At 72.6% G+C, this 25,089-nt stretch carries 26 protein-coding genes; 11 read left to right on the top strand and 15 right to left on the bottom strand.

Going from position 1 to position 25,089, the window contains the following annotated elements; genetic code table 11:
• The 5 genes from AC6JBM_RS31805 to AC6JBM_RS31785 all read right to left on the bottom strand — a co-directional run bounded on the left by AC6JBM_RS31805 (window position 1) and on the right by AC6JBM_RS31785 (window position 7,163).
• Window positions 1-1,218, bottom strand: a complete 1,218-nt coding sequence (locus AC6JBM_RS31805) for an acyl-CoA dehydrogenase family protein (RefSeq protein ID WP_497977709.1) — start codon at window positions 1,216-1,218, stop codon at window positions 1-3.
• 64 nt (window positions 1,219-1,282) lie between these two features.
• Window positions 1,283-3,988 carry an ABC transporter permease subunit gene (locus AC6JBM_RS31800; RefSeq protein WP_497977708.1) on the bottom strand — a complete coding sequence of 902 codons (2,706 nt, stop codon included), beginning with the start codon at window positions 3,986-3,988 and terminating at the stop codon, window positions 1,283-1,285.
• A gap of 2 nt (window positions 3,989-3,990) precedes the next feature.
• The gene (locus tag AC6JBM_RS31795; RefSeq protein WP_497977707.1) at window positions 3,991-4,719 is read right to left on the bottom strand and encodes an ABC transporter ATP-binding protein; all 729 of its coding nucleotides are present in this window, start codon (window positions 4,717-4,719) and stop codon (window positions 3,991-3,993) included.
• A complete protein-coding gene (locus AC6JBM_RS31790) occupies window positions 4,720-5,928 on the bottom strand; it encodes an ABC transporter substrate-binding protein (RefSeq protein ID WP_497977706.1) in 1,209 nt (402 codons plus the stop codon).
• Window positions 5,929-5,993: 65 nt separating this feature from the next.
• Window positions 5,994-7,163: an LLM class flavin-dependent oxidoreductase gene (locus AC6JBM_RS31785; RefSeq protein WP_497977705.1), complete on the bottom strand. Its 1,170-nt coding sequence runs from the start codon at window positions 7,161-7,163 to the stop codon at window positions 5,994-5,996.
• A gap of 315 nt (window positions 7,164-7,478) precedes the next feature.
• On the opposite strand from AC6JBM_RS31785, the gene AC6JBM_RS31780 reads away from it, so the two are divergent.
• Both AC6JBM_RS31780 and AC6JBM_RS31775 read left to right on the top strand, forming a co-directional pair.
• Complete coding sequence (locus AC6JBM_RS31780; RefSeq protein WP_497977704.1) at window positions 7,479-8,207, top strand: TetR/AcrR family transcriptional regulator; 729 nt, start codon at window positions 7,479-7,481, stop codon at window positions 8,205-8,207.
• A gap of 25 nt (window positions 8,208-8,232) precedes the next feature.
• The gene (locus AC6JBM_RS31775) at window positions 8,233-9,408 is read left to right on the top strand and encodes a flavin reductase (protein WP_497977703.1); all 1,176 of its coding nucleotides are present in this window, start codon (window positions 8,233-8,235) and stop codon (window positions 9,406-9,408) included.
• On the opposite strand, the gene AC6JBM_RS31770 is transcribed toward AC6JBM_RS31775, so the two are convergent.
• Genes AC6JBM_RS31770 through AC6JBM_RS31760 form a run of 3 tightly spaced genes read right to left on the bottom strand, consistent with a single transcriptional unit; the run spans window position 9,409 to window position 11,494 of the window.
• On the bottom strand, window positions 9,409-10,800 hold the full coding sequence (locus tag AC6JBM_RS31770) for a TolB-like translocation protein (protein WP_497977702.1): 1,392 nt from the start codon (window positions 10,798-10,800) through the stop codon (window positions 9,409-9,411).
• Window positions 10,797-11,303: a SigE family RNA polymerase sigma factor gene (locus AC6JBM_RS31765; RefSeq protein ID WP_497977701.1), complete on the bottom strand. Its 507-nt coding sequence runs from the start codon at window positions 11,301-11,303 to the stop codon at window positions 10,797-10,799. The genes AC6JBM_RS31770 and AC6JBM_RS31765 overlap by 4 nt, the downstream gene beginning before the upstream one ends.
• Complete coding sequence (locus tag AC6JBM_RS31760; protein WP_497977700.1) at window positions 11,303-11,494, bottom strand: hypothetical protein; 192 nt, start codon at window positions 11,492-11,494, stop codon at window positions 11,303-11,305. The genes AC6JBM_RS31765 and AC6JBM_RS31760 overlap by 1 nt, the downstream gene beginning before the upstream one ends.
• 101 nt (window positions 11,495-11,595) lie before the next feature.
• Between AC6JBM_RS31760 and AC6JBM_RS31755 the strand changes: the two genes are divergently transcribed.
• Window positions 11,596-12,816: a hypothetical protein gene (locus AC6JBM_RS31755; RefSeq protein ID WP_497977699.1), complete on the top strand. Its 1,221-nt coding sequence runs from the start codon at window positions 11,596-11,598 to the stop codon at window positions 12,814-12,816.
• A 62-nt stretch (window positions 12,817-12,878) separates the two neighbouring features.
• Entirely contained in the window at window positions 12,879-13,700 is an 822-nt protein-coding gene (locus tag AC6JBM_RS31750; RefSeq protein ID WP_497977698.1) for a hypothetical protein, read from the top strand.
• 83 nt (window positions 13,701-13,783) lie between these two features.
• On the opposite strand, the gene AC6JBM_RS31745 is transcribed toward AC6JBM_RS31750, so the two are convergent.
• From AC6JBM_RS31745 to AC6JBM_RS31735, 3 genes are all read right to left on the bottom strand, one after another.
• Window positions 13,784-13,936, bottom strand: a complete 153-nt coding sequence (locus AC6JBM_RS31745) for a hypothetical protein (protein WP_497977697.1) — start codon at window positions 13,934-13,936, stop codon at window positions 13,784-13,786.
• Window positions 13,937-14,013: 77 nt separating this feature from the next.
• Complete coding sequence (locus tag AC6JBM_RS31740; protein WP_497977696.1) at window positions 14,014-14,607, bottom strand: DUF305 domain-containing protein; 594 nt, start codon at window positions 14,605-14,607, stop codon at window positions 14,014-14,016.
• A complete protein-coding gene (locus AC6JBM_RS31735) occupies window positions 14,604-15,380 on the bottom strand; it encodes a lytic polysaccharide monooxygenase (protein ID WP_497977695.1) in 777 nt (258 codons plus the stop codon). Before AC6JBM_RS31735 ends, AC6JBM_RS31740 begins: the two co-directional genes overlap by 4 nt.
• Window positions 15,381-15,515: 135 nt before the next feature.
• Here AC6JBM_RS31735 and AC6JBM_RS31730 point away from each other — a divergent pair, with 135 nt between their 5' ends.
• Together AC6JBM_RS31730 and AC6JBM_RS31725 are read left to right on the top strand one after the other, a co-directional pair.
• Window positions 15,516-16,706, top strand: a complete 1,191-nt coding sequence (locus AC6JBM_RS31730; RefSeq protein ID WP_497977694.1) for an MFS transporter — start codon at window positions 15,516-15,518, stop codon at window positions 16,704-16,706.
• Window positions 16,707-16,710: 4 nt separating this feature from the next.
• Window positions 16,711-17,265: a TIGR03086 family metal-binding protein gene (locus AC6JBM_RS31725; protein ID WP_497977693.1), complete on the top strand. Its 555-nt coding sequence runs from the start codon at window positions 16,711-16,713 to the stop codon at window positions 17,263-17,265.
• Here the strand turns inward: AC6JBM_RS31725 and AC6JBM_RS31720 are convergent.
• Window positions 17,222-17,767, bottom strand: a complete 546-nt coding sequence (locus tag AC6JBM_RS31720; RefSeq protein WP_497977692.1) for a MarR family winged helix-turn-helix transcriptional regulator — start codon at window positions 17,765-17,767, stop codon at window positions 17,222-17,224. The two genes, AC6JBM_RS31725 and AC6JBM_RS31720, sit on opposite strands and share 44 nt — an antisense overlap.
• A gap of 96 nt (window positions 17,768-17,863) precedes the next feature.
• On the opposite strand from AC6JBM_RS31720, the gene AC6JBM_RS31715 reads away from it, so the two are divergent.
• Window positions 17,864-18,490, top strand: a complete 627-nt coding sequence (locus tag AC6JBM_RS31715) for an FMN-dependent NADH-azoreductase (RefSeq protein WP_497977691.1) — start codon at window positions 17,864-17,866, stop codon at window positions 18,488-18,490.
• Between the two features lie 16 nt (window positions 18,491-18,506).
• Here the strand turns inward: AC6JBM_RS31715 and AC6JBM_RS31710 are convergent, their stop codons facing one another.
• The gene (locus AC6JBM_RS31710; RefSeq protein ID WP_350618438.1) at window positions 18,507-18,908 is read right to left on the bottom strand and encodes a MerR family transcriptional regulator; all 402 of its coding nucleotides are present in this window, start codon (window positions 18,906-18,908) and stop codon (window positions 18,507-18,509) included.
• 38 nt (window positions 18,909-18,946) lie between these two features.
• Between AC6JBM_RS31710 and AC6JBM_RS31705 the strand changes: the two genes are divergently transcribed.
• Together AC6JBM_RS31705 and AC6JBM_RS31700 are read left to right on the top strand one after the other, a co-directional pair.
• Window positions 18,947-19,618: a sporulation protein gene (locus AC6JBM_RS31705; protein ID WP_350618440.1), complete on the top strand. Its 672-nt coding sequence runs from the start codon at window positions 18,947-18,949 to the stop codon at window positions 19,616-19,618.
• A 98-nt stretch (window positions 19,619-19,716) separates the two neighbouring features.
• Window positions 19,717-20,418, top strand: a complete 702-nt coding sequence (locus tag AC6JBM_RS31700; RefSeq protein WP_350618442.1) for a bifunctional nuclease domain-containing protein — start codon at window positions 19,717-19,719, stop codon at window positions 20,416-20,418.
• A gap of 4 nt (window positions 20,419-20,422) precedes the next feature.
• Here the strand turns inward: AC6JBM_RS31700 and AC6JBM_RS31695 are convergent, their stop codons facing one another.
• Window positions 20,423-21,871: an SDR family NAD(P)-dependent oxidoreductase gene (locus AC6JBM_RS31695; protein WP_497977690.1), complete on the bottom strand. Its 1,449-nt coding sequence runs from the start codon at window positions 21,869-21,871 to the stop codon at window positions 20,423-20,425.
• Window positions 21,872-22,204: 333 nt separating this feature from the next.
• Between AC6JBM_RS31695 and AC6JBM_RS31690 the strand changes: the two genes are divergently transcribed.
• Window positions 22,205-22,984 carry an AraC family transcriptional regulator gene (locus tag AC6JBM_RS31690; protein WP_497977689.1) on the top strand — a complete coding sequence of 260 codons (780 nt, stop codon included), beginning with the start codon at window positions 22,205-22,207 and terminating at the stop codon, window positions 22,982-22,984.
• 329 nt (window positions 22,985-23,313) lie between these two features.
• Window positions 23,314-24,075: a M23 family metallopeptidase gene (locus tag AC6JBM_RS31685; protein WP_497977688.1), complete on the top strand. Its 762-nt coding sequence runs from the start codon at window positions 23,314-23,316 to the stop codon at window positions 24,073-24,075.
• A gap of 457 nt (window positions 24,076-24,532) precedes the next feature.
• On the opposite strand, the gene AC6JBM_RS31680 is transcribed toward AC6JBM_RS31685, so the two are convergent.
• On the bottom strand, window positions 24,533-24,883 hold the full coding sequence (locus AC6JBM_RS31680; RefSeq protein ID WP_497977687.1) for a VOC family protein: 351 nt from the start codon (window positions 24,881-24,883) through the stop codon (window positions 24,533-24,535).
• Between the last annotated feature and the right edge of the window lie 206 nt (window positions 24,884-25,089).

Below are 25,089 nucleotides of genomic sequence, written 5' to 3'. Positions count from 1 at the left end.
CTAGGCACTCTTCTCGCTCACCGGGCGCTCCTCGCGCGGAAGACCGAGCACTCGCTCGGCGAGGATGTTGCGTTGAATCTCGTCACTGCCACCGGCGATGCGGTGCGACGGGGCGCTGAGCAGCAGCTGCGACCACGAGTACGTGCCCCAGGCGCCGGTGTCGGCGACCATCCGGTAGCCCAGGAGGCGGGCGGCGACGTCGGAGTAGTACTCCATGTCGTTGGTCGTCATGAGCTTGACCACGGATCCGGGGGCCGGCCCGCCGGCGTCCCGCAGCCGGGTGGCCGTCTCGTGGAGGACCTGCTCGCGCGCCCAGCACTCGGCCAGCAGGTCCTGGATGGCCGGGTCCTCGATGGCGCCGGTCGAACGGGCCAGGGCGAAGAGCCGGATGACCGGCTCGATCATGATGCCGTTGTGGGCCCGGCCGAGCACGGAGCGCTCGCTGCCGACCGTGGTCATCGCGATGTTCCAGCCGCCGTTCACCGGTCCGAGCCGCCGGGAGTCGGGCACCCGCACACCGTCGAGGAAGACCTCGTTGAAGTGCTCGGAGCCGGTCACCTGCCGCAGCGGGCGGACGTCGATGCCGGGGGAGTCCATGTCGATCAGGAACACGCTCAGGCCGCGGTGGCGGCTCTCCGGCGGCCCGGTGCGCACGAGGAGCTCGCCGAGCTGCGCGACGTGGGCGAAGGAGGACCAGACCTTCTGGCCGGTGACGATCCAGTCGTCGCCGTCGCGGACCGCGGTGGTGCGCAGGCTGGCGAGGTCGGAGCCGGCCTCGGGCTCGGAGAAGAGCTGGCAGCAGATCAGGTCTCCGCGCCAGATCCCCGGCAGGAACGCCCGCTTCTGCTCCTCGGTGCCGTGCGCCAGGATGGTCGGCGCCACGATCCCGTGGCTCACCATGTAGGTCGAGGTGGAGGGCACCTCGTACTCCGCGGCGATGCCGGCGACCAGCTCGACGTAGTCGTGGTCGAGCCCGCGCCCGCCGAGCTCCGCGGGACCGTCGAGCCAGGCGAGCCGCGCGTCGAACAGCTCCCGCTGCCACTGCTGGGCCCGCGCGACCTCGGCCGCCTCGGCGTCGGGCTGGGTGAGCCCGACGCCGACCACGTCGTCGTCGCCGACGCCGTGCAGCATGCCGCGCCGCTCGCGACGCCGGGCGCGGGCCGCGAAGAACGCGTGCGCCTCGGCGGCCACGGACTGATGCGTCGTGGGCGTGGTCATCGGCTCCTCCTGCGGGTTGCGCTCTGGTCCTGGTCCTGGTTCTGGTCCTCGTTCGGGCGGCCGTTCACACGCGGGCACCGTCGTCGGACTCGTCCGCCTCGCGGCCGAGGTAGGCGGACACGACCCGCGGATCCCGGGCGACCTCCTGGGGCGTCCCCCGGGCCAGCACGGCCCCGGCCTCGAGCACGGTGACCCGGTCACAGGTGCTGAGCACCAGGTCGACGTTGTGCTCGACGAGCAGGATGCTCATGTCCCAGTCCCGCGCGAGGGTCCGGATGAGCGTGCCCAGCTCGCGGGCCTCCTCGTCGCTCAGCCCGGCCGCCGGTTCGTCCAGCAGCAGCACCCGCGGGTCGGCCGCCACCGCCCGGGCGATCGCGACGAGGCGCCGCTTGCCGAACGCGAGCTCGCCCGGCTTGCGGTCGAGGTCGTCGGAGAGCCGGAACTCCCGGATGGCCGCGAGGGCGGGCGGCGTCAGCCGGATGCGGCCCGGCACGACGAGGTCGCTGACGTAGCGGCGGGCCCCGTCGTCGTCACACGCGACCGCGAGGTTCTCGCGCACCGACAGGTCGGCGAAGAGCTCCAGGGACTGGAAGGACCGCGCCATCCCGGCCCGGGCCCGGCGCCGCGCGCTCCACGGCGCGATCGACACGTCGTCGAGCCTGATCGTGCCGCGGGCGGGCCGCACGAAGCCGGTCAGCGCGTCGATGACCGTCGTCTTGCCGGCCCCGTTCGGGCCGATGAGGCCGTGCACCTCGCCGGGCACGAGCTCCAGCGACACGTCGTCGACGGCGACAACACCGCCGAACTGCACCCGCAGGCCGGACACGTGCAGGGTCCGCGACGGACGGCGGTCGTGCGCCGGCGTGACGGGCTCCTCCCGCTGCTTGCGGGGCCGGGACGGCAGGGCCGGAATGCGCAGGAGCCGGCCGATGCGGCGCACGAGGTGGGCGTTCATCTCGTAGAGACCGTTGCGGCCGCTGCGCAGGACGTAGAGCAGGAACAGGCCGCTGACCAGCGGCAGGTAGCTCTCCAGGTTGTCCACGCCGTGCAGGATCTGGGTGCCGACGCCGCCAGGCAGCAGCGTCGAGGCGAGCAGCGCCCCGCCGATGGTGCCGATGCCGCCGACGACCGCGACGCCGATGACGGTGATCGAGGTGAGCACGTCGAACTGGGCCGGGAGGACCGTGACGCCCTGGAAGGCCAGCAGGACACCGGCGAGCGCGGCGAGCGCCGAGGCGACGGCGAAGGCGTAGAGCTTGCCGACGAAGACGTTGACGCCGAGGGCCGCCGCCGCCCGCTCGTTGGACCGGACCGCGAGCAGGCGCCGCCCGACCCGGCCGCGGCGCAGGTTGGCCACGGCCAGGGCGCTCAGGGTCAGCGCGGCGAGCGTCACGAGCCCGTAGTTGTAGGGGTGCCTGATCGCCCCGAAGTCCCAGCCGAAGATCGAGGACTCGCCGATGCGGATGCCGACGTCGCCGCCGGTGAACTTGAAGTCGCTGAGCACCAGGCTGAACAGCACGATGCCCATGCCGAGGGTCGCGATGGCGAGGTTGATGCCCCGGGTCCGCAGCGCCGGCAGCGCGACCAGCACGCCGACGAGCGCCGCGGCCACCATCGCGCCGATGAGCGAGGGCAGGAAGCTCCAGCCCGCGCGGGAGACGAAGGTCGCCGCGGCGAAGGCCCCCGACCCGGCGAGCACGTACTGGGCCAGCGACAGCTGACCGGCGTATCCGGTGACCACGGTGACCGACAGGGTGAGGATCGCGAACGCCATCGTGACCGTCAGCGCCTGCGCCCACACGGGCGACACCACGAACGCGATCAGGAAGGCGAACACGCCGGCGACCACGACCGTCGGGATGACCCGGATGCGGCCGTCGCCGACGCTGGGCAGCCGTTCCAGCACGTGACTGCGCAGCGGCAGCGAGCTTCCGCGCAGTACCAGATAGGCCACGATGACGATGAAGGGCACGCTGTCGCCCCAGCCCGTCACCGTGACGAAGCGGGTCGTCAGGGACTGCACGACGCCGATCGCCAGCGCGCCGGCAAAGGCGATCGGGAACGAGACGAACCGCGCGAGCAGCGCGGCCGCGAGGGCCGGCACGATCAGCAGCGTGAGCTGCGTGGGCTGCAGGTAGGTGATCGGGCCGATCAGCGCGCCGGCGAGGGCCGCGATGCCGGTCGCGAGCGCCCAGTTGGCGATCGCGATCCGGTCCGGCGAGTGGCCCAGGCTCGCGACCGCCCGCTGGTTCTCCGCCATGGCGCTGGCCACCCGGCCGAACGACGTCCAGCGGAAGACGGCGTACAGCGCCGTCGTGAGCCCGGCCCCGATCAGCAGGATGATGAGCCGGTCGACGCCGAGGACCGCGCCGGGCAGCGGCTCCACGGCGTTGGTGGGCAGGAACGAGGGCACGCTGATCGGGCCCACCCCGTAGCGCAGCACGGCCGCGGCCTGGAGCGTGAGCAGCACGCCCAGGGTCGCGATCACCCGCTCGATCGGCGAGGAGGTGCGCATCGGCCGCAGGATCAGGTACTGCACGGCGACCCCGAGCAGGACGCCGACCGCGGTGGCGGCGATGACGGCGGGGATCGCCGGCCAGCCGGCCGACACGCGGAACTCGTAGTACGCGTAGCCGCCGACCATCACGAACGAGCCCTGCGCGAAGTTCACGATCCCGGAGCCCCGGTAGATCAGCACCAGCCCCTGGCCGAGGAGGCTGTAGATCGCGCCGATGCCCAGGCCGAGCAGCAGGAACTGGACGATTTCCACGATCACTCCGTTCCTGGGGCGGTGGCGTCACCGAGGTAGAGGGACTCCACGGCCGCGATGCCGTCGGCCGCGTTCCCGGCCGCCGCGACGGCACCGCGCCGCAGGAGATACCAGCGGTCGGCGACCGCCATGGCCCGGCGGGCCTGCTGCTCGACCAGCAGCACGGCCACCCCGTCCTGGTCGGCCGCCCGCCGCAGCGCGGCGAACAGGCGGTCGACCACGAGCGGAGCGAGACCGAGGGACAGCTCGTCGAGCAGCAGCGCGACCGGGTTGGTCGCCAGGGCGCGCGCCAGCGACAACATCTGCTGCTCGCCGCCGGACAGCAGCCCGGCCCGGGTCGCCAGCAGCGGTTCGAGCTCGGGGAAGAGCTCCAGGGCCCGTTCGATGCGCCCCGACCCGAGCAGCAGGTTGTCGCGCACCGACATGCTCATGAGCACCGATCGCTCCTCGGGAACGAAGCTCATGCCCATGCGGGCGCGCACGTGGAGCGGGGCCGTCGTGGCCTTCCCGCGCCACCGCACCTCACCCCCGATCGGCGGCAGTTCGCCGGCCGCGGTGAGGATCGTCGTCGACTTGCCGGTCCCGTTGGCCCCGAGCAGCGCGACGATCTCGCCGCGCATCACCTTGAGGTCGACGTCGCGCACCACAGCCAGGTCGTCGTACCCCGCACTCAGTCCGCGCAGCTCGAGGACGGGTGCGTCCTCGGCCGCCACTGCCGCCGCCGGGTTCATCTACTTGGTGCCCAGCGGATCGATCGCGTCGCCGTCCTGCTTCAGCGTTCCGCCGGTCGCCTCGGAGACGTAGACCTTGAAGGTGGGCACCCGCGGGTAGTTCTGCACGACCGGCGGGTTGGGGATGCCGGCGTAGTCGGGCACGGTGCCCAGCACGATGGGCTTGTCGAGCTTGTCCAGCAGGCCGGTGATCGCGGCGGCCGAGACATTGCCGCCGAGCCGCTTCACGATCTCGACGAGGAACGTGATCGAGCTCCAGGTGCCCAGGGAGCCGTTGTCGGTCACGGCCTCCGGGTGGTACTTGGCCATGTCGTCCAGGAACTGCTTGACCTGCGGGATCGAGGTGTTGGTCACGGGCACCGCGGACGACGTGATGAACACGTTGTCCGCGAGGTCACCGAGCGCCTTCTGGTCGGCGGGCTTGAAGATGTTCGCCAGGGTCGCGATGTTGCCCTTGAAGCCGGCCTGGCGGACCGCCCGGATGATCCGGGGCGCGTCGGTCGCGGTGGAGGCCACGGCGATGGCGTCGGGCGTCTTGGCCAGGGCCGAGGAGGCGACGGCGCTGAAGTCGGGCGCGCCGAGCGGGGCCAGGATCCGGTACGACTGGGCACCGCCCGCCTTCGCCCCGTTGGCGATGTCGTCGGCGGCGGCGTAGGCGGCGGCCGCGTCGGCGACGATCACCGCGATGTTCTTGCCGCCCTTGTTGGCCAGCAGCCGGCCGAGGCCGACCTGCATCGACTGGGTGCCGCCGGTGATCGGGTACGACACCTTGCTCGTGCCCTCGGTGGGGCCGCCCGATCCGGCGCCGGCCAGCCAGGGAATCCCGGCCGCCTCGAGCACCGGCAGCTCCGCGGGCGCCTGCGAGCTGGCCGCGCCGACGACGGCGACGACGCCGTCACTGACGGCCTGGCGGGCACAGGCCGCACCGGTGTTGGCGTTGTAGGCGTCGTTGCAGAACGACACCTCGATCTTCCGGCCGTCGATGCCGCCGGCGGCGTTGATGGACTGCACGTGCGCGTCGAGACCGGCCTTGGCGTCCTTCAGCGACAGGTTCGGGCTTTCGAAGGTCCCGATCTGCATGATCTTGATCGGGCCGGTGTTGCTGGCGGCGGAGCTGGGCTGGTCCTCACCTCGGCAGCCGGCGAGGCCGGCCGCGAGCGCGAGGGTGGCTAACGGGACGAGGACATGGCGGGGTGAGGGGAGGGGCATGTCGGTCCTTTCGGAGTATCCGAGCTGTCTCCGTTGTGGAGAGGGGTGTGCAGCACGGGACCAAGTCAGCGCAGGCTCTGGATGTTCACGCCGGCGGGCAGTTCGCGGCCGGAGTCGGAGTACGCCTTGGAGATCGCCGCCTGGGCCAGTGGCTTGTAGGACGGTCGCTTCTCGGTGACGACACGGGCGGACCGCTGGGCGGCCGCGAGCGTGCCCTGGAAGTGCGGCATGACGTAGCGGGCGAAGAGCTCGAGGCTGGTGAGCGCCTTCTCCCGGCTCGCCCAGTCGTGGGTCATGATCATGAATCCGCCGAAGCCGCCGGTCTGCTCGAGCATGCGCTCGATCGCCGCGATGGCGTCCGCGGGGGTGCCGATGATGGAGCTGTCGTCGGCGATCTCGTCGGCGAGGGTGTAGTCGTTCTCCAGGCCCAGCACCGGCTTGAAGTAGTTCTCCCGCTCCTCGGCCCGGCCCCGCTCGACGTCGTGGATCGCCTGCTCGCGGTCCTCGGCGAGATGGACCCGCACGACCATCCGCCACTCGTCGCGGCTGATGGTCGTGCCGGCGTCCTTGGCGGCCTGCTCGGCGATCTCCCACTGGGCGCGCATGTCCTTCTTGCCGCCGATGAACCCGGCGCTCAGCGACAGCACGCCGACGCCGTGCTTGCCGGCCGTGGTCACGCCCGAGGGCGAGGTCGTGCTGGCCACGGCGATCGGGACGCCCTTCGGGTTGAGCGGCAGGAAGGCCAGCTGGGCCTCGCGCAGCTCGAACCACTCGGTGGATGCGGTGACGGTCTCGCCGTCGAGGAGCTTGATGATCACGTCCAGCGCCTCGTTCATCCGGGACCGCTGGGTCACCGGCGCGATGCCCATCATGTCGGCGTCGGAGATGAGCGCGCCCGGCCCGACGCCGAGCATCGCGCGGCCGTAGCTGAGGTGGTCCAGCAGCACGGTGCGGTCGGCGACCAGCAGCGGGTGGTGGTACGGGAGGCTGACCACGCCCGTGCCGAGCCGGATGCGCGAGGTGCGCACGGCCGCCGCCGCCAGGGCCATGAACGGGTCGGCGATCCGCTCGACGCCGGTCGAGTGGTGCTCGCCCACCCACGCCTCGTCGAAGCCGAGACGGTCGGCCAGCTCGATGAGCGCCAGGTCGTGGCGCAGGGAGAGCGTCGGACTGTCGTCGTTGGCGTGGAACGGGGCGATGAACACACCGAAGGTCATGGGCGCCGGGCGAGCCATGGAGATCTCCCTCATAAGCGGTCGTCGATCGAGAGCGGAGAAGAGTGGCGACCGGGCGTGTGACACCGGTCTCAAGCAAGTGAGTGCTGAATCTACTCAGAAACTCGGCAAGCGCAAGAGACTCCCGGAAACATGTTGGTCACCGTCCTGTCGCGGGCGCCGGTGGGGATATGCACGGTTCTCGACGTGCGGGGCGGTGGCACGACGCTCGGTGGCGTACCTGAATCTATTCAGATTCGGGGTGGCATTTCCCACACGGGGGCGTTATGGTTCTCCGGCGTTCACCGGGGAGCACGAGCGACGGAAGGCGGCGGCATGCAGGATCTGCCTGACGAGCCGGATGCGGCGCGCAGCAGGCGCCTGGAGCGGGTCGCCGCCAACCTGCGGGGCGCGGTGCGGCGCCAGGACGGCCGGGAAACCCCGGTCGGCCCCCGCGCCATGCGGACCCGCAAGAAGCTGCTCGACGTCGCCGAGCAGCTCTTCGCCCGCGACGGCTACGGCAACGTGTCCCTCGGGGACATCGCGCAGCAGTCCGGGGTGAGCCTGGGGACCGTCTACCAGTACTTCGCCGACCGCGACGACATCGTGGCGACGCTCGCCGGCGAGAGCGCCCTGCGGATGCTCAACCTCGGCGCCGACTTCTGGGACGCGGCGACCGGCCGGCTCGGCCTGCGCCGGGCGATCAGCGCCATCGTGACGACCCAGTGGGAGAACCGCGACTTCTTCAGCCTCTGGGAGACCGCCAGCCACAGCGACGCCCGGCTGGCCGAGCTGCGCCGGGAATGGGTCGGCAACTTCCGCCACTCCTTCGCACGCTCGCTGGCGCGCGGCATGAAGAGCGGGCACGTGCGATCGGGCCTGGACCCGGAGGAGACGGCGCGCGCCATGAGCCTCATGGTGAGCGCGTACTGCTACGACGCCTTCGTCGCGGACCCGCCCGACCCGCCCCTGGACCCCGAGGGCGTGATCGACCACCTCACAACCCTGTGGGCGGACGCGATAGGGCTGCGCGAGGACCGCGAGCTGCGGCCCGGCGACGGGTGAGGTCGCACCGATGGAAAGGACCGAGATGTCGCTTGAGACCGCCCGCCGTCCGCCCGGCTCGCCCGACGACCCCGCCTGGTTCCGTCACGTTCTCGGGCAGTACCCCACCGGCGTCTGCGTGATCACCGCGCAGCCGCAGGAGGGCCCGCCGATCGGCATGGTCGTCGGCTCCTTCTCGTCGGTGTCGCTGAACCCGCCGCTGATCGGGTTCTATCCGAGCGTCACGTCGGAGACCTGGCCGCACCTGCACCAGGCCGGCAACTGGTGCGTCAACATCCTCGCCGCCCACCAGTCCGACGTGTGCCGCCGGATCGCGACGGCGCCGCTCGCCCAGCGCTTCGAGGGCATCGCCTGGCGGCCGGCCCCGTCGGGCGCCCCGATCATCGAGGGCGCGGTGGCCTGGATCGACTGCGTCCCGGTCGCCGTGCACGACGCCGGCGACCACAAGATCGCGCTGGCCGAGGTACGCCACCTCGACACCGCGAGCACCGAGCTGCCGCTGCTGTTCTTCCGCGGCGGCTACGGCAGCTTCACGCCGCTCACGCTGACCGCCTACGACCCGGACATGAGCCTCACCCGCCCGCTGCGCCACTTCGAGCTCATCCGCTCGATCGCGCAGGAGCTGCCCGACAACGGCCTGCGCTGCCTGGTGACCGCGCGGGTGAGCGACAGCGTCGTCGTGGTCGGCCAGCTCGACCCGCCGTCCGCGTCGGCCGCGGCGCAGCCCACCACGCTGGTCGGGCAGCGGCTGCCCTTCCGGCCGCACGGCCCCTCGATCTTCGAGGCCTGGGCGCCCGCGGCGGAGCAGGAGGCGTGGGTCGCCAGATTCGCGCCGGACTCGCAGGAGGCCGAGATCCGGGCCCTGGCCCGCATCCGTGAGCGCGGGTTCTCCATCGGCCTGGGCAGCGAGGGCCACCGGCGCTTCGCCGCGGCGCTCGAGCGGCTCGCCGCCGAGCCCGGCACCGTGCCCAACGAGGAGCTCGACGCCCTGGTGGCGTCCCTCGACTACGAGCCCCCGGAACTGTCCGACGAGGTGCTGGCGCAGGCGCGCGTGATCTCGGCTCCGGTCTTCGACGGCGCGGGGAACCCGGTCCTGGCGCTCACCGTCTTCGGCTTCAAGGCCAGGCCGGATGTCGTGCGCGAGGCGATCGCCGCGGTCACGGGCTGCGCCGCGAAGGCGACGCGCTCGCTGGGGGCCTGATCAGGCCCGGCCCGCGGCCCTGCGCCCGCGCGTCACCCGGCGGCGTACGAGCACCACGGCCGCCGTCACCGCCGCGAGCGGCACCAGCAGGCACAGGCCGAGCTGCCCGAGCACCGACCACCGGGCCGGCAGCATCGAGGCCGGGGGCACCGGCCCGCCGAACTCGCCGTCGCGGATGAGGTCCTGCGCCACGTCGATCGAGCTGACGTGGGCCGGCGGGTCGAGCACCACCCGCGGATCGGCGCCCGGGCGCAGGGTCAGCACCTTGACGTGCTTCGTCTGCGACCAGCCGGTCTCGTCCAGGCCGGAGACCAGGGCGGTTTCGGCCTCGTACTGCACCACGACCAGCGCATCCCCGTGCCAGCCGAGCGCCCGCACGGCCGCACCACCGACCGCCGGCACCGCCGGCCCGCCGCGTTCGGCGCCCGTCGCGGCGTCGAGGTAGGACACGGTCCAGCGCCGCTCGGCGAGCTGGGCCGGGTCGCAGTCGTCGGCACAGCCGGTCATGGTGAGCACGGCGATCGCGCTGCCGTCCGCCGTGTACGCGCCGGACCCCGCGAGCCTCCGGGCTCCGAGGTCGCGGCTCCATCGGCGCTGACCGTTCGCGTCGAACGCGCGCAGTTCGCTGCCGCCCCCGGTGGAAAATGCCGCGACGAACGAGGCGCCGTCCGGGGCGAAGGCCGCGGCCCAGGCGAACCGGTTGACGTCCCGCGGTGCCGCGCCGTCGATCGACAGCTCGGTGCCGCTGCCGAGGTCGACCAGGGTGAGCTGGGAATGCTCGCCGATCCGGTGCTGGACGAGGACGGCGCCGCTGTCCGGGCGCCAGGCCGCGACCTCGTAGCAGCAGGCCGCGGGGCCGTTGCCGTAGCCGCGGCTGCGGCCGGTGCGCAGGTCGGTGACGACGAGCCACCCCGCCGGGCCGTCATGCAGTTCGCTCTGGGCGACGAGGTGGCCGTCGGGGGAGAGGCGGACGTCGAGGCCGGCCCGCTGCTTTCCGGTCGGGTACCGCAGCGTCCGGTAGTCGCCGCCGCGGCCGACGACGGCGAGCTTGCCGCCCTCGGTCTCGAACGGGTCACTGCCCAGGCCGAGGCTGTCCCCGCCGAAGAGCACGGAGGCGCGGCCGGGCGGTGCCGCGCCGACCGTCGCCTGCCAGGGGTACGGCCGCTCGACGCTTGCCGGAATCACCGCCGTGGCGCCCTCGGCCGGCTGCGCACCGCCGCCGAGACCCGGCAGCACGGCCACGCCCACCAGGCACAGCAGGGCCGTTGCGGCCCCGGCGATCCGTCCCTGGTACCGCCGCCGGCGCCCCCGCCGCCACACGTCCCCGGGCAGCCGGGCCGGTGGCATCCGGTCGCCGATCTCCCGCAACGCCTCACGCAAGGACGCGGTCACGACATCACCTTCGTCAGGTCGGCCAGCTCGGGCGCCTTGGCCCGCAGCGTGGCGAGGGCATCGCGGGTCTGGCTCTTCACGGTCGAGACCGAGCAGCGCATGACCTCGGCGGTGGCCGCCTCGGTCAGATCCTCGAAGTACCGCAGCACCAGCACCGTGCGCTGCCGCGGGGCCAGCAGGGCCAGCGCCGCCTGCACCGCCAGCGCGGTGGCGACCCGATCGCTGCCGTCCGGCATGGCCTGTTCCGGCGGCTCCGCGGTGAGGCGGGCGTGCCGCCAGCGCCGCCGCCACAGCGACACGTGCTGGTTGACCATCGCCCGTCGCACGTACGGGTCCGGGTCACCGCCGGCGATCACCCGTTCCCAGCGCGCGGCCACCCTGATCAGGGTCACCTGCACCAGGTCCTCCGCGGTGTGCCGGTCCCCGCACAGCAGGTACGCCAGCCGCGACAACGCCGCGAGCCGGCCCGACACGTACGCGTCGAACGAGTCCTGCGCCTGCATCACACCTCCCTGAAGGCATACACGCTGACACAGGCCCCGCCGGGTGGGTCGGCCGGGCAATACGCCTTTCCGGTTTTCGATCCGCCCCTTTTGACGCTCGAATACCGGCCCGAGAAGACCTCGTCCGGCGTGCAGCGCACCACGACCAACACCGACGACGCCGCGGGACGCATCGCCACCGAGACGGTCACCGCGACCGTCGGGTCGACGCTGCCGCAGCGGCGGACCAGTTACGACCCGGCCTCGGGTCAGGTCAGCAACGTGCAGTGGTTCAACACCGGCACCGGGCCTGGTGATCACCCAGACCTCGTCGGTGTACGACACCCTGGGCCGCCTGACGTCCTACACGGACTCCGCGGGCGCCCAGACCATCAACACCTACGACCTGTTCTCGCGGCTCGCGACCGTCAACGACGGCCTGGCCACCCGCACCTACACCTACGACCAGAGCGGGGAGAACCGCGGCCTGCTGACCCAGGTCGTCGACTCCCAGGGCGGCACGTTCACCGGCACCTACGACGCCGAGAAGCGGCTGGTGACCGAGGGCCGGCCCAACAGCATCGCCGTGACCCGCGCCTACAACGAGGTGGGCACGCCGACGACGGTGACCTCCACCGCGAGCGACCGCACCTCCCTCGCGCTCTACAACCCGGGCACCGGCGGCGTCTGCCAGTCCACGACCGTGGCGAGCACGCGGACCTGGACCTACGACACGGCGAGCCGGTCCAGCAGCGCCGGGTACGTCTACGACGCGCTCGGCCGGGCCACCACGGTGCCCGCCACCGACACCCAGTCGCCCGGCGCTGGCAACCTGACGGCGACGTACAACGTCAACGACCTCGTCAGCACGCTCACCCAGAACGGCGGGACGAGCAGCTTCGTCATCGACGTCGACGGCGCGCGCTGCAGCGGATGGAACGACGGGGTCAACCTCCACGTCAACCAGTACCCGAACGCCGGGACCGACAACCCGGCCTGGACGAACGAGGGCGACGGCACCTCCACCCGCACCCTGGTCGGCGTGGGTGGCCTGACGGGCACGGCGGGCAGCGGCGGGATCACCTGGCGGCTGACCGACGTCTCCGGCGACGTGGCGGGCACCGTCGCCGCCGGGGTGGGGCTCGACAGCACCAGCGAGGCCACCGAGTACGGCGCGCTGCGCAACCCGACCCAGGTCGGCACGGTGCGCTACGCCTGGCAGGGCGGCGCGCGGCGGGCGGCGGACCAGCCGGGCGGCATCGTGCTCATGGGCGTGCGGCTCTACAACCCGGCCACCGGGGCGCTTCGTGCACAACCACAGCAACCGCTGGCTGGTGATCGCCAACGAGCGCAACGGCCGCGGCTGGACCTGGTTCCTCGGCCCGCACCGCAACTCCAACGCCTGGCCCACCTACGTGGTGGATGTAGACTCATTCACCTCGCCCGATCACTGGTTCTTCTATCTGGGCTTCCACCGGCCCTGGAGTTGGGTGAACATCCACGCCCACGTCTGGATCGGCTGACCCGTGCGTGACAGCAGTCCGCTGAACTGACCGAGCCGGCCGCGGCTCGCCCTGAGAGGAAACGAAGACGACGATGGCCACCACCACTGCCGTACCCGCCGTCCGGGCGCGGACCGGTCTGGTCCAAACCATCGCCGCCGGCGTCTCCGCCCTCACGGTGGCCGCGGCCGGCGCAGCCCTCGGCGCCTGGCTGGGCTGGCTCGGTGCGCCGGCCCTGCCGTCCGACGCGGAGGTGCTGGCCATGGTCCAGCCCGCCGCGCCGGACGCGCGCTTCACCACCGTGGCGCGCCACGAGGCGCCCTTCGCCTTCGAGCACGCGCCCGGCCCGATGACCTGGCTCATCGGCGACGACGACTACAACGCCGGCGGCGTGGTCCTGACGGCCGGGGTGTCGCAGCAGACGCTGCGGTCCGGCCTGGCCGCGCAGGGCTGGCACACCAGCGACGACCCCGACTACGAGGGCATCGCCGCGAGCAAGGGGCAGTGGTCGGTGCGGGCGTACCCGGCCGAGGTCGACGGCTCGCCGACCGACTCGCGCGTGGCCAAGGTGCTCGCGGTGGACTTCGGGCGGGCCGAACCCGGCCTCGTGACCCCGCTCGCCATCGCCGGTCTCCTGCTGGGTCTGGCCGCTGGGTGGCTGCTGGCGCACCGGGCCCGGCGCGCGCCACTGGTCGCCGGGCTGCTCCTGCTGCTGCCGGGCACGGTCTTTACGATCGGCGACCTCATCGCCGCGTGGTTCCTGCCCGCCGACGTCACGCCGCCCGCGCTGTGGGGCGACTACCTCTTCTTCGGCATCCGCGCGCTCGCGACGGCCGGTCTGGTCGCTCTGGCCGTTGCCGTGGTGCTCGGCCTGCGCCGCGGGCCGAGCCGCGTCGAGGGTCCCGTTTCCGGCTGAGCCGGGTGGCCCCGGCGGCGGACCAGGATGAAGGCCGCCGCCAGGGCCGCGCCGGGGACGGGCCGGCGATTCGAGTACGAGGGTCAGCGGCTGGGCTGCCCGCTGCCGGGGCACTCGCCGGAGCCCGGGCCGGCGCCGTCGGGCTGGTGGGCGGGCGTGGGGGAGCCGGCGTTCACGTGGACGCGGGCGCCGCACTTCGGGCAGCGGCTGATGGCCTGCGTGGCCGTCGACGACATGGCGGTACACCTCCGATGAAAACGGCAAAGCCGGACCCTGGTAGTAGTGCCCAGGGTCCGGCCGGCCGGAACATCTTTCAGCCCGCGGCGAGGGCCAGCATCTGCTTGATCTGCTGTTGGCGGGACAGCTGCACCCGCTCCGCCAGCTGCTTGACCGTCACGTTCTGGCCGGTCGTGGCCAGCTGCTGGGCCAGCTCGACCGCGTTGTGCTGGTGCGCGATGAGCAGGTTGAGGAACTTCGTCTCGAAGTCGGCCCCGGTCGCGTCCTGCAGCGCCTGGATCTCCTCCGGTCCGGTCGCCGGCCGCCCGCCGTGGGCCGCGTGCAGGGCCGGGTCGGAGACCTCGGTCTGCGGCACGTTCCACGCCTGCAGCCAGCGCTGCATGGTGCGGACCTCCTCGGCCTCGACCACGTCGATGGCGCCGGCCAGGTCGACGACCTCCTCGCGCACGCCCTTCTGCTGGCCCAGCTTGAGCATCTGCCGGCCCTGCTGCTGGTGGGCGATCATCATCTGCAGGAACATCACGTCGAAGTCGTTGTGCGGGCCGGCCGCGGTGACCGCGTCCGCCTCGGCGATGCCCTGGCTGGCCGAGAGCTCTGGCACGGGCGTGGGCTTCGCGCCGCAGGCGGTCACCGCGAACAGCAGCAGGACCGCGATCACCAGGCGCTTCACACCGGAAGCCAGAGGGCGAGGGTGTAGATCGGCTCCCACGTGTAGATCGAGCGGTGGGACTGGCGGCATTGATACTGCTTGCCGTTGTACGTCACCACGTCCCCGACGTGATACAGCGTGTCCGGCGCCCAGTCCGTAGTGCCCTTCGTCGGGCTCGCGCCGGCGGTCTTCGTCGGAGTCGCGCTCTTCGTTGGAGTCGGCGTGGGCGTGATCGACTTTGTCGGAGTCGGCTTAGGTGTGGGAGTCGAACCACCGCCCGCGCCGCCGATCTGCACGTCGATGCAGTTGTAGAAGGCGTTCGCGGTGTCCGCGATGTTCCACACGGCCAGGATCTTCTGCCGCCCGCTGAACCCGGCCAGGCTGACCTGCTGCGACACCGTGGCGTTGGGCTGCTTGCCGCCGTCGTCGAACTGGGCGATCTGCTTGTCGCCGATGAAGTACTGCCACGTGCTCGTCGAATGCCGGGCGGTGAGCACCCAGTTGAACGTGACCGAGGTGCCCACGGCGGTCGCCGGCCAGTTGCGGCTGTCGTCGCTGAGCACCGAGAAGCGCGCGTTGCCGCCGTCGCAGCTGCGCAGCCCCTTCGGCCCCTCGACGCTCTGCGGCTCGTACTGGATCGCGCCGCAGTCGGAGACCTTGCCCTGCGCGCACAACGCCTGCCGGCTCGGCGGCGAGGACACGTATCCGTGGGCCGAGGCCGGCTCGGCGTAGACCAGCGTCCCGGCGGCGGCGGCACCGAGGGCGACCAGCGGGTACAGCACCGTTCTGCGCATTGTCGAACACCATTTCTCTCGGGTGCGCAAAACGTATCCGAGCTGCGCTTAAGGACGCCTCGTACGATTTGCAAATCCGGCCTAACGCCCGTTTATGCTGTTGTTAATCAGGGCCGGGCTGGCATGATCGCGACCATGTCGCTCACCACCGTGCTGCGCGCCGCGCAGGTCGCCCGGGTCCTGGCCGCCAGCTGCGTCGGGCGGCTGCCGCTGGGCGCGGCCCCGGTGGCCCTGCTGCTGTACGCGCGCGAGAGCCTCTCCATCGCCGCCGCCGGCCTGCTTGTGGGCGTCTACACCGCCGGCCTGGCGGTGGGCGGCCCCGTCCTGGCGCGCATCGCGGACCGGCTCCGCCAGCCGCCGGTCATGCTCGCCGGCGCCGCCGTGTCCACGCTCGGCTTCGTGGTGCTGGTCCAGGGCGTACCGCTCTGGGCGGCGCTGATCGCCGTGCTCCTCGCGGGCCTGGGCGCCCCGCCGTTCGAGGCCGGCCTGCGGGTGCTCTGGCGGAGCCTGCTCGACGAGGAGCAGGTCCCCACCGCGTACACCCTCGACATCGCCGTGCAGGAGCTCATCTTCATCTTCGGCCCGCTCGTCGCCGGCGTGGCGGTGGCCCTCGGCGGCGGTACGGCCGGCGTCCTGGCCACCGCCGCGCTCCAGCTGCTCGGCACCGTCTGGTTCGTGACCACCCCGGCCGTGCGCGCCTGGCGCGGCGAGCCCGCGGAGCGGCACTGGGCGGGCGCCCTGCGCTCGGGCCCGCTGCGGCTGCTGCTGACCGCGGTGGTCCTGATCGGCGCGGGCGTGGGCTCGCTGCCGGTGGCGATGCTGGATTACGCCGAGTCGGTCGGGCACCGCTCGTTCTCCAGCTGGCTGCTGGCCGCGCAGGCCTTCGGCGCGCTCATCGGGGGCCTGGTGAACACCCGCGTGCGGGTGGACGCGCGCCGGCTGCCGCTGCTGGGCACCCTGCTCGGCCTCGGCTACGTGCCGCTGCTGCTGACCCCGTCCCCGGCCGCGCTCATGGTGCCGCTCGCCGTGCTGTGCGGCCTGTTCCTGCCGCCGCTGCTGGCCGGAGCCTTCCTGACCGTGGACCGCATCGCCCCGGCGGGCACGGCCGCGGAGGCCTTCGCCTGGGTGGCCACCGCCTTCTCGGTCGGGGCCGCGGCCGGCGCGGCGATCGACGGCGCCATCCTGGACGCGGTGACCTCGACGCGCGCGGGCTTCATCCTCTCGCCCGTGGTGATCCTGCTGGCCGTGCCGTGGCTGCGCCCGGTCGCCCGCCACGCGCCTGGCGGGTTTGTCCAAGACGGGGCCGGTGCCGGTGCGAGAGGTTGAGGGCATGGACAAGCACCAGCTGACAGTCGCGGCCGCCCCCGTCATGCTCGACCTCCTCGGGCGGATCGCGCCGGAGGATCTCGACCGGCCGACGCCGTGCGGGGAGTGGGACGTGCGCGCGCTGCGTGCGCACCTGCTCGAATGGGGGCCGTCGCTCGAGGGGGCGGCGCGCAAGGAGGCGGTGCCGCCCGGCGGCGGTGACGGGGACGTGCGCGCGCAGGTCGAGCGGCTCGCGGCGGCGTGGGGTGAGCCGGGGGCGTGGACCGGCGAGACGGTCATGGCCACGGTCGAGCTGCCCGCGGATCTCGTCGGCGGGATGGTGCTCGGCGAGTTCGTGCTGCACGGGTGGGACCTGGCGCGGGCGCTCGGCGTGCCGATCGCGTTCGGGGACGACGTGCTCGAAGCCATGTACGCCGAGGTCGCCCGCTCCGCCGAGCAGGGCCGGGCGATGGGCGTCTACGGGCCCGAGGTCCCCGTCGCGGCAGAGGCGCCGTGGTTCGCGCGCGTGCTCGGGCTCAGCGGGCGCGACCCGAACTGGGAGAGCGGCGGGCCCGAGTAGCGGGTTCGACGCCGCTGAAGGTCTCGACCACGGAGCAGGCGTCGCTCAGCGGGTCGTGGGTGTCGATGTTGACGGCCACGGCCCGCAGCATCTCCCGGAAGCGGCCGCGGTCCTCGTCCGGCAGGGCGCCCAGCACCCGGTCCTCGACGTGGCGCAGCTTGCGCTGCAGGTCGCACAGGGTCGCGCGGCCCGCCTCGGTGGCCAGGACGCGCCGCGCGCGGCGGTCGGCCGGGTCCGGCTTGCGCTCGATCAGGCCGGCCTTCTCGAGGTCGTCGAGCAGGTAGGTCATGACGGTCCGGTCGATGCCCAGCTTGTTGGCCAGGGCGAGCTGGGTGCAGGCCGCCCCGTCGACCGCGGAGGTCAGGACCTGGTAGCCGCGCGGGCCGCCGGGCACGTCGGCGATCACCGACTGGGCGCCCTTCGCGTAGCCGCGCAGCAGCACGCCCAGCGCCCAGCCGAGGTCCGCCTGGAGCTCGACGTGCGAGTCAGCCGCGTGCGTCATGTCAGCAATGATAAGCAGGTCACGCACTCTTGCCACCAGATGTTCTGTGGAGCAGACTTTCTCTCGTACAGCAGGACACCGTGGAGGTACCGCATCATGCATCTCTTCCGTCTCGACGCGAGCATCCGCACGACCGGGTCCGTGAGCCGCGCGCTCGCCGACACCGCCGAGCAGGCCTGGCTCGCCGAGCACCCCGGCGCCACCGTGACCCGCCGTGACATCGGGCTCGAGCCGCTGCCCGCCGATCTGTGGGCCCGCAACGCGCTGGCGGCGCAGAAGTCCCCCGAGGCGCTCGAGCTGGTCGACCGCCTCACCGCCGAGCTGCTCGACGCGGACGCGTACGTCTTCGCGGTGCCGCTCTACAACTGGGGCGTGCCGGCGAGCTTCAAGACCTGGATCGACCTGGTCCTGTTCAACCAGCGGTTCGGCGGTTACGGCGACCGCCCCCTCGCCGGGCGCCCGGCGGTGCTCGCGATGAGCCGCGGCGGCGGTTACGGACCGGGCACGCCGAAGGAGGGCTGGGACCACAACGGCCCCTACGTGCGGCGCGTCCTCGCCGAGGTGCTGCACCTCGACGTGCACGTGGCCGAGGCGGAGCTGACGCTCGCCGACGTCAACCCGGCGATGGAGCCGCTGCGCGGGCTGGCCGCCGAGCTGCTGAAGACCGGCCACGAGCACGCGGCCGAGCACGGCCGGCGCATCGCCGAGCTGGTCCGGGCGTAGATCAGGGTGTAGGCGCTCAGCCGCCGAGCGGCGGCAGGTTCTGGGTCAGCTCGATGGCCGTGTGCACCAGCGACTGCAGCCGCGCCGTGAGCGCGAGCAGGAGCTGGTGCGCGGCCGGCCCGGCGTGCACGGCGGCCTCGCGCAGCGTCTCGATGTCGCCCTGCACCTGGCTGAGCTGGCCGGTGAGGTCGCCCGCGCCGCGTTCGAGCGCGCCGGCCATGTCGGCCAGGCTCACGCCGTTGGCCTCCAGCGCCTTGATGGCCGCGATGCGCTCGATGCAGGAGGCGTCGTAGAGGCGGAAGTTGCCGGCCGTCCGCTCGGCCGACTCGATCAGGCCGAGCCCGGTGTAGAAGTCGACCGTGCGGGTCGACACGCCGGCCTGGTTCGCGAGTTCCCCGATCCGCAGCAGCTTTGACACGATCCAACCCTACAGTGCCGCGTGTTAGTGTGCCCGCCATGGTCTTCCGGAGCCTGCGCCGCGCCGCGCTGGGCGTGGGCGGCCCGGCCGTCGATACGGTACTCGATGATCCTGTGTGCCGCCCGGGGGAGTCACTCGCCGGAGCCGTGCACCTCACCGGCGGCGAGCGCGACGTCGAGATCGAGCGGATCGTGCTGACCCTGGTGACCCGGGACGGCTCCGAGACCCGTGAGCTGGGCCGTCACGAGCTGGCCGGGGAGTTCCGGCTGCGGGCGGGGGAGGCTCGGGCCGTACCGATGACGCTGGCTCTTCCGCTGGAAACGCCGATCACGCATGTGTATGGCGAGCGGGTCCCCGGCCTGGCCGTCGGGGTGCGCACCGAGCTCGAGGTCGCCTTCGCCCACGACCCCGGCGACCTGGACTTCGTGGCCGTGCACCCGCTCCCGGCCGAGGCCGCGGCCCTCGAGGCGCTGCGCACGCTGGGCTTCCGGCTCAACTCGGGCGACGTGTCGCAGGCGTTCGAGTTCTGGGTGGCGCCGCAGTACCAGCAGATCGCGACCGAAGTTGCTGTCGGCTTCACGACGGGAGCCGATTTCGTCGAGCTCGTGCTGGCCGGGACCGCCCGAACGCGGCGCGACCGGGGCGAACAGGTCGACTGGGCGGCCGAGGTCGACCGGCTGATGCGGCAGATCGGACAGATCCGACGATAGACCTCCACCTGACCGGCCCAGGGTGCCGGTCGCCCGACACGGTACCGTTAGGCGCACAGGGGTTGACAGCCTTTGACTACGGACTCGGGAGGCGGGGCATGCGAGAGCTCGTCGTGGTGGGTGTGCGTGCGCAGACCTGGCAGAGCCGTCCCGTGGTCCTGCTCAAGGACGAACCCACGGGCCGGCACCTGCAGCTGCCCGTGGAGGGCGGCCCGCGCAGCATGGACGAGCCGATCAGCGCGGAGCTGTTCCAGCGCGCGCTGATGGCGTTGAACGCGCCGCTGCGGGCGATCGAGGTCGTGGCCGCGCACGGGCCGTTCCAGCTGGTGCTGGGGCAGGGCATCCGGGTGCCGGCGGCGCCGCTGGAGGCGATCGCGCTGGCCCGGCACTGGGGCGTGCCGATCCTGACCACCGAGGAGCTGCTCAACACGGCCTCGGTCCAGGCGCCCGAGGGCCCGACCCAGCCGCTGGACCTGACCGCGCACATGGAGAAGCTGCCCTCGGGCCGCGCCACGCTGCTGATCCGCAAGGGCGCCGAGGCCGGGGCCGAGTTCGCCCTCGACGGCGACGTGGTGCGCTGCGGCCGCGACTCGGCCAACCAGATCGTGCTCGACGACAACACGGTGTCGCGCAAGCACGTCGAGTTCCACCGCAACGGCGGCGGCTTCGGCTACTCGATGCTCGACCTGGGCAGCCTCAACGGCACCTACGTCAACGGCGAGCGGGTCAAGAGCGCCAACCTGAACGACGGCGACGAGGTCCAGGTCGGCAAGTTCATGCTCATGTATCAGCTGCGGTAGCGGCTCACCAGCTCGACGGCTCGAAGTCCTTGAGGAAGCAGCCGTAGAGGTCCTCGCCGCGCTCGCCGCGCACGATCGGGTCGTAGACCCGCGCGGCCCCGTCGGCGAGGTCCAGCGGCGCGTGGAAGCCCTCCTCGTGCAGCCGCATCTTCTGCGGGTGCGGCCGCTCGTCGGTGATCCACCCGGTGTCGACGGCCGTCATGAGGATGCCGTCGTTGAGCATCTCCTCGGCGCTCGTGCGCGTGAGCATGTTCAGCGCGGCCTTGGCCATGTTGGTGTGCGGGTGGCCGGGCCCCTTGTACCGGCGGCTGAACTGGCCTTCCATGGCGGAGACGTTCACGACGTACTTGCGCCGCGCGGTCGCCGCCTTGAGCGCCGGCCGCAGCCGCGAGACCAGGATGAACGGCGCGGTGACGTTGCACAGCTGCACCTCGAGCAGCTCGAGCGGGTCGACCTCCTCGACCGTCTGCACCCAGCTGTTGGACGCGGCCAGGTCCGGCACCAGCCCGCCCGCGTCGATGGCGGTGAGCGCCGCGATCTTCTCGGGGGTCGTGTTCCGGCTGGTCAGCGCGAGCGCGGTGAGCGCGTCCGGCGCGATGAGCCCGCCCGCCCGCCCGGACTCGAGCACGAGCTCCGCGTCGGTCTTGTGGAACGTCACCACGTCGGGCATCGGGCCGTCGAGCATGAGCGGCGCGGACTCGGCGGCGACCAGGTGCGAGTAGGAGCCGGCGGTGCGCTTCACCGTCTGCGCCGCGTTGTTGATGAGGATGTCGAGCGGCCCCTGCGCGGCCACGTCGTCGGCGAGCGCGACGACCTGGGCCGGGTCGCGCAGGTCGATGCCGACGATGCGCAGCCGGTGCAGCCAGTCCGCGCTGTCCGCCATGGCCGCGAAGCGCCGCACGGCGTCGTTGGGGAACCGCGTGGTGATCGTCGTGTGCGCCCCGTCGCGCAGCAGCCGCAGCGCGATGTACATGCCGATCTTGGCTCGTCCGCCGGTGAGCAGCGCACGCCGCCCGCTCAGGTCCGCGCGCTGGTCGCGCCGCTCCCGGTTGAGCCTGGCGCACGGCGGGCAGAGCTGGTGGTAGAACGCGTCGACGTCGACGTAGCGCGTCTTGCACGTGTAGCACGAACGGGCGCGCTTCAGCCGCCCCGCGCTGGCCCCGATGGTCGGCGACACCAGCGCGATGCCCTGCGTCTCGTCGTCGATCCGCCCCGGCGCCCCGGTCGCGGTCGCCGCGGTGACGAGCCGGTCGTTCTCGGTGACGGCGGCCCGCCGCTCACTGCGGCGCTGCCGCTTGACGTGCTTGTAGAGGTGCGAGGTGGCCCGCCGCACGCGCAGCACGTCGGGGTGCTCGGGCGGCAGCTCGGCCAGCTCCTCGAACACGGCGAGGCAGATGGCCAGCCGCTCGGGATCGATGCCGGGGGCTTCTTCATGGGGGTCGTGCGGGGTCACGACGGGAACTGTACGCAACGCCCCCGCCACCACACCAAACAGAAACGGGTCCGGTCGGCGCCATTGCCTCCCGGACCCGCTGCTCCGCGGCTTCCGTCGTCCCCCGTGTGCGCTGTCCGGCACCCTCGACGGTTCCGCGTTGTTCTCGTGACCGGTTCAGTAAAGCCGACCCCCGCCGACAAATCCGACATATGCGCATAATGTGGCCGACGTTCCTTCTTTGGGGCTCCATGGCTCGGGTCCGCGTCAGCGGCGGACCGTCGCTCCCGCCAGGAATCCCGGCCTCCGCGGGGCAAGACCGCACCAGGCGCGGATGCTGGCAAAATGTGCCGGATGCGCGACCGCCGCGAGCTGGCCGGAGCCTGGTCGTCCTTCCAGGCCCACGGCTTCGCACCCCCGGCCGCGGAGCTCTCGGCGCTGATCTCCCACTACTGGTGGGCCCGCTGGGACCTGCGCGACCAGCCGGACTACACCCAGCTCGTGGTCCCGCGCCCGAACGTCCAGCTGACCTTCTCCACCACCGGCCCGCCCATGATCCGCGGTGTGGCCCGGGGCCGTGTGACGAGAGTCCTGTCGGGCCGGGCGGCGGTGCTGGGCGTGGCCTTCCGCCCGGGCGTCTTCCGCCGCTACCTGAACGCCCCGGTGGACACGATCACCGACCGGTCCCTCCCGGCCGAGGCGGTCTTCGCCGGCCTCCCGTCACTGGACCTCACCCACCTGACCACGGACTCGGAGCCGGCACCTCCGGTGGACGCCTTGCACGACTACCTGCTGACCGGTTCGCAGCCGGACCCACCCGGCGACGAGGCCGCCCGCCGGGTGGGGGAGATCGCCGGCTCGCCCGACCTGCGCCGGGTCGACCAGCTGACGACGCGCTGGGCGGTCAGCGAACGCCACCTGCAGCGGCTCTTCGCCGAACACGTGGGCGTGAGCCCGAAGTGGGTGCTGCGCCGCTTCCGCCTGCACGAGGTGACCGAGCGGATGGCGGCACGGACCCCGATCGACTGGGCCGCCCTGGCCGCCGACCTGGGCTACGCGGACCAGGCCCACCTGACGCGAGACTTCACCAACATGTTCGGCGAGCCTCCGACGTCGTACGCCGCCCGCTACTGACGCGCCAGCCGTCTCCCGCACCCACCCCCAGCCCGCTCACACCGCTCCTTCCCCTGCGCTGGCCCTTTCCCTGCGTGCTCACGGCCTGCGTGCACCGCGCTGGCCCTGCGTGCTCGGGGCCTGCTCGCGCCGCGTTTTCCCAGCGCTCGGGGCCGCGTTCCTCAGTGCTCGGGTCCGCTTGATCGATCCGGCGCTCCGCGCCGGATTTATCCCCCGACAGGCGAAAAATCGGTCACGCGGCATTCACGGAACGCGGGCGTCGAGGGCGGCGAGCAGTGGCCGGGCGGTGACTTGGGGTGGGTTGACGGCAGCGCGTAGGGTGGCGGGCGATGTCTGTCCAGCGAGTGAGTACGCGGGCGCGCCATCGGCCCGGCTCGGCCCGCGCGGCGCTCGCCGGCGCGGCCCTGCTCGCGGTGGCCCTGGGCGCGGCCGGCTGCGGCGACGACCCGGCCCCGTCGAGCCAGGCACCGGCGGCGCAGCAGTCGCCCGGCCGCCAGGTGCAGAGCGCACCCGCCTCGAACAACGGCGCCGGGCTGGGCTCGAACCCGAGCAGCGAGGCGCCCAGGGGAACCACGAAGCACGTGTTCCCGCTGCAGGGCAAGGGCTCCTACTCGCACGACCACCACGATTACCCGGCGAGCGACATCATCGCGAACTGCGGCCTGAACGCCCTCTCGCCCGTCGACGGCACCGTCCTGGAGGTCACCAAGGTCGACACCTGGACCGCCAAGGCCAACGAGGGCTCCTCCCGCGGCGGCCTGTCCGTGTCGATCCTGGGCAATGACGGCGCCCGCTACTACATGTCGCACTTCGCGTCGATCGACAACGGCATCGAGGCGGGCACCGTGGTGCAGGCCGGCCAGCCGGTGGCCAAGGTCGGCCGCACCGGCGACGCGAGCGCCTGCCACATCCACTTCGGCCTGTCCCCGGCGTGCGCCAAGACCGGCGACTGGTGGACGCGCCGCGGGGTGATCTGGCCCTGGTCCTACCTGGACGCGTGGAAGGCCGGCAAGGAGAAGTCCCCGGTCGCCGAGCTCGACGCGTGGCAGCAGAAGAACGGCTGCCCGGCCAAGGCCACCGCCGACCCGTAAGCCGGCTCCCGCACCGGAGTCCGGCCGCGGTCGTAGACGTCGCGGCGGGTCCCCGGGCACGGCTCACATCGCGTTCGCCGGCCGGTGGGCACGGCGCGTGGTCGACCGCTAGCCGGGCGCGAGGTGGCCACCGCCTGACCGATGGCGAGCGCGCGGGCGGCGGCAGGCGCGCGGCCCGTGGCGAGCGCGGCCCGTGGCGTGCGGGCGGCGGCGTGCGGGCGGCGTGCGTGCGGCGGCGTGCGTGCGGACGGCGGCGTGCGGGCGGCGGCAGGCGCGCGGCCGTAACGAGCGCGGCCCGGAACTAGCGCGCGGCCCGTAACGAACGTGCGGCCCGTAACGAGCCCGCGGCCGTGGCGAGCGCGCGGCCCGTAACGAGCGCGTGGCCGGTGGCAAGCGCGCGGCCGGTGGCGGTCGCACGGGCTGTGGTCAAGCCGGGCGCGGTCGTGGGGCGGCGGGCTCAGCTGTGCGCGAGGCAGAAGGGATGGCCGGCCGGGTCGCTGTAGACGCGGAAGCCTGCCTCCTTGGACGAGAGCAGCTGGGCGCCCATGCGCAGGACCTTTGACTCCGCGGCGTCGATGTCGTCGACCCAGATGTCCAGGTGGAGTTGCTGCGGGTAGTTCGGGTCCGGCCACTGCGGCGGGATGTGGTTCGGGGCGTGCTGGAAGCTGATCCGGCTGGCGCCGTCGCCGATGTCGATCCAGTCGCCGTCGACCTTGGTGATGGGCAGGTCGAGCAGTTCCGAGTAGAACCGGGCCAGGGCATGCGGGTCCGCGGCGTCCAGCACGACTGACGAGAGTCTCGCAATCATCTCCCCATCGTGCCCCATAGGTATGACAAATAACCCAATGCCGCCCGAGTAGGGGGACCGTGAGTTCTCGAGGCGGGCCGGGGAGCGGGGGCCGGAAGTGCGAGGGGCGGGGGTGCATAACCCCGGTGCCGAAGGAGCGCCGGCGGGAGATGCGGGGTGCAGAGCCGGGCGTTGAAGGAGCGGGGCCGGAGGTGCGAGGGGCGGGG

Source organism: Dactylosporangium thailandense (assembly GCF_059739745.1).
Note: the sequence above shows the minus strand (reverse complement) of the source record. Positions and strands in the feature narration are given on the sequence as shown.

What these genes read in the sequence shown, in the direction of transcription:
- AC6JBM_RS31715 (WP_497977691.1), top strand. Translation starts at nt 17,864, where the DNA reads ATGCATCTCTTCCGTCTCGACGCGAGCATCCGCACGACCGGGTCCGTG.
- AC6JBM_RS31785 (WP_497977705.1), bottom strand. Translation starts at nt 7,163, where the DNA reads ATGGCTCGCCCGGCGCCCATGACCTTCGGTGTGTTCATCGCCCCGTTC.
- AC6JBM_RS31720 (WP_497977692.1), bottom strand. Translation starts at nt 17,767, where the DNA reads ATGACGCACGCGGCTGACTCGCACGTCGAGCTCCAGGCGGACCTCGGC.
- AC6JBM_RS31750 (WP_497977698.1), top strand. Translation starts at nt 12,879, where the DNA reads ATGGCCACCACCACTGCCGTACCCGCCGTCCGGGCGCGGACCGGTCTG.
- AC6JBM_RS31685 (WP_497977688.1), top strand. Translation starts at nt 23,314, where the DNA reads ATGTCTGTCCAGCGAGTGAGTACGCGGGCGCGCCATCGGCCCGGCTCG.
- AC6JBM_RS31780 (WP_497977704.1), top strand. Translation starts at nt 7,479, where the DNA reads ATGCAGGATCTGCCTGACGAGCCGGATGCGGCGCGCAGCAGGCGCCTG.
- AC6JBM_RS31690 (WP_497977689.1), top strand. Translation starts at nt 22,205, where the DNA reads ATGCGCGACCGCCGCGAGCTGGCCGGAGCCTGGTCGTCCTTCCAGGCC.
- AC6JBM_RS31775 (WP_497977703.1), top strand. Translation starts at nt 8,233, where the DNA reads ATGTCGCTTGAGACCGCCCGCCGTCCGCCCGGCTCGCCCGACGACCCC.
- AC6JBM_RS31730 (WP_497977694.1), top strand. Translation starts at nt 15,516, where the DNA reads ATGTCGCTCACCACCGTGCTGCGCGCCGCGCAGGTCGCCCGGGTCCTG.
- AC6JBM_RS31705 (WP_350618440.1), top strand. Translation starts at nt 18,947, where the DNA reads ATGGTCTTCCGGAGCCTGCGCCGCGCCGCGCTGGGCGTGGGCGGCCCG.
- AC6JBM_RS31700 (WP_350618442.1), top strand. Translation starts at nt 19,717, where the DNA reads ATGCGAGAGCTCGTCGTGGTGGGTGTGCGTGCGCAGACCTGGCAGAGC.
- AC6JBM_RS31805 (WP_497977709.1), bottom strand. Translation starts at nt 1,218, where the DNA reads ATGACCACGCCCACGACGCATCAGTCCGTGGCCGCCGAGGCGCACGCG.
- AC6JBM_RS31745 (WP_497977697.1), bottom strand. Translation starts at nt 13,936, where the DNA reads ATGTCGTCGACGGCCACGCAGGCCATCAGCCGCTGCCCGAAGTGCGGC.
- AC6JBM_RS31725 (WP_497977693.1), top strand. Translation starts at nt 16,711, where the DNA reads ATGGACAAGCACCAGCTGACAGTCGCGGCCGCCCCCGTCATGCTCGAC.
- AC6JBM_RS31765 (WP_497977701.1), bottom strand. Translation starts at nt 11,303, where the DNA reads ATGCAGGCGCAGGACTCGTTCGACGCGTACGTGTCGGGCCGGCTCGCG.
- AC6JBM_RS31795 (WP_497977707.1), bottom strand. Translation starts at nt 4,719, where the DNA reads ATGAACCCGGCGGCGGCAGTGGCGGCCGAGGACGCACCCGTCCTCGAG.
- AC6JBM_RS31735 (WP_497977695.1), bottom strand. Translation starts at nt 15,380, where the DNA reads ATGCGCAGAACGGTGCTGTACCCGCTGGTCGCCCTCGGTGCCGCCGCC.
- AC6JBM_RS31790 (WP_497977706.1), bottom strand. Translation starts at nt 5,928, where the DNA reads ATGCCCCTCCCCTCACCCCGCCATGTCCTCGTCCCGTTAGCCACCCTC.
- AC6JBM_RS31680 (WP_497977687.1), bottom strand. Translation starts at nt 24,883, where the DNA reads ATGATTGCGAGACTCTCGTCAGTCGTGCTGGACGCCGCGGACCCGCAT.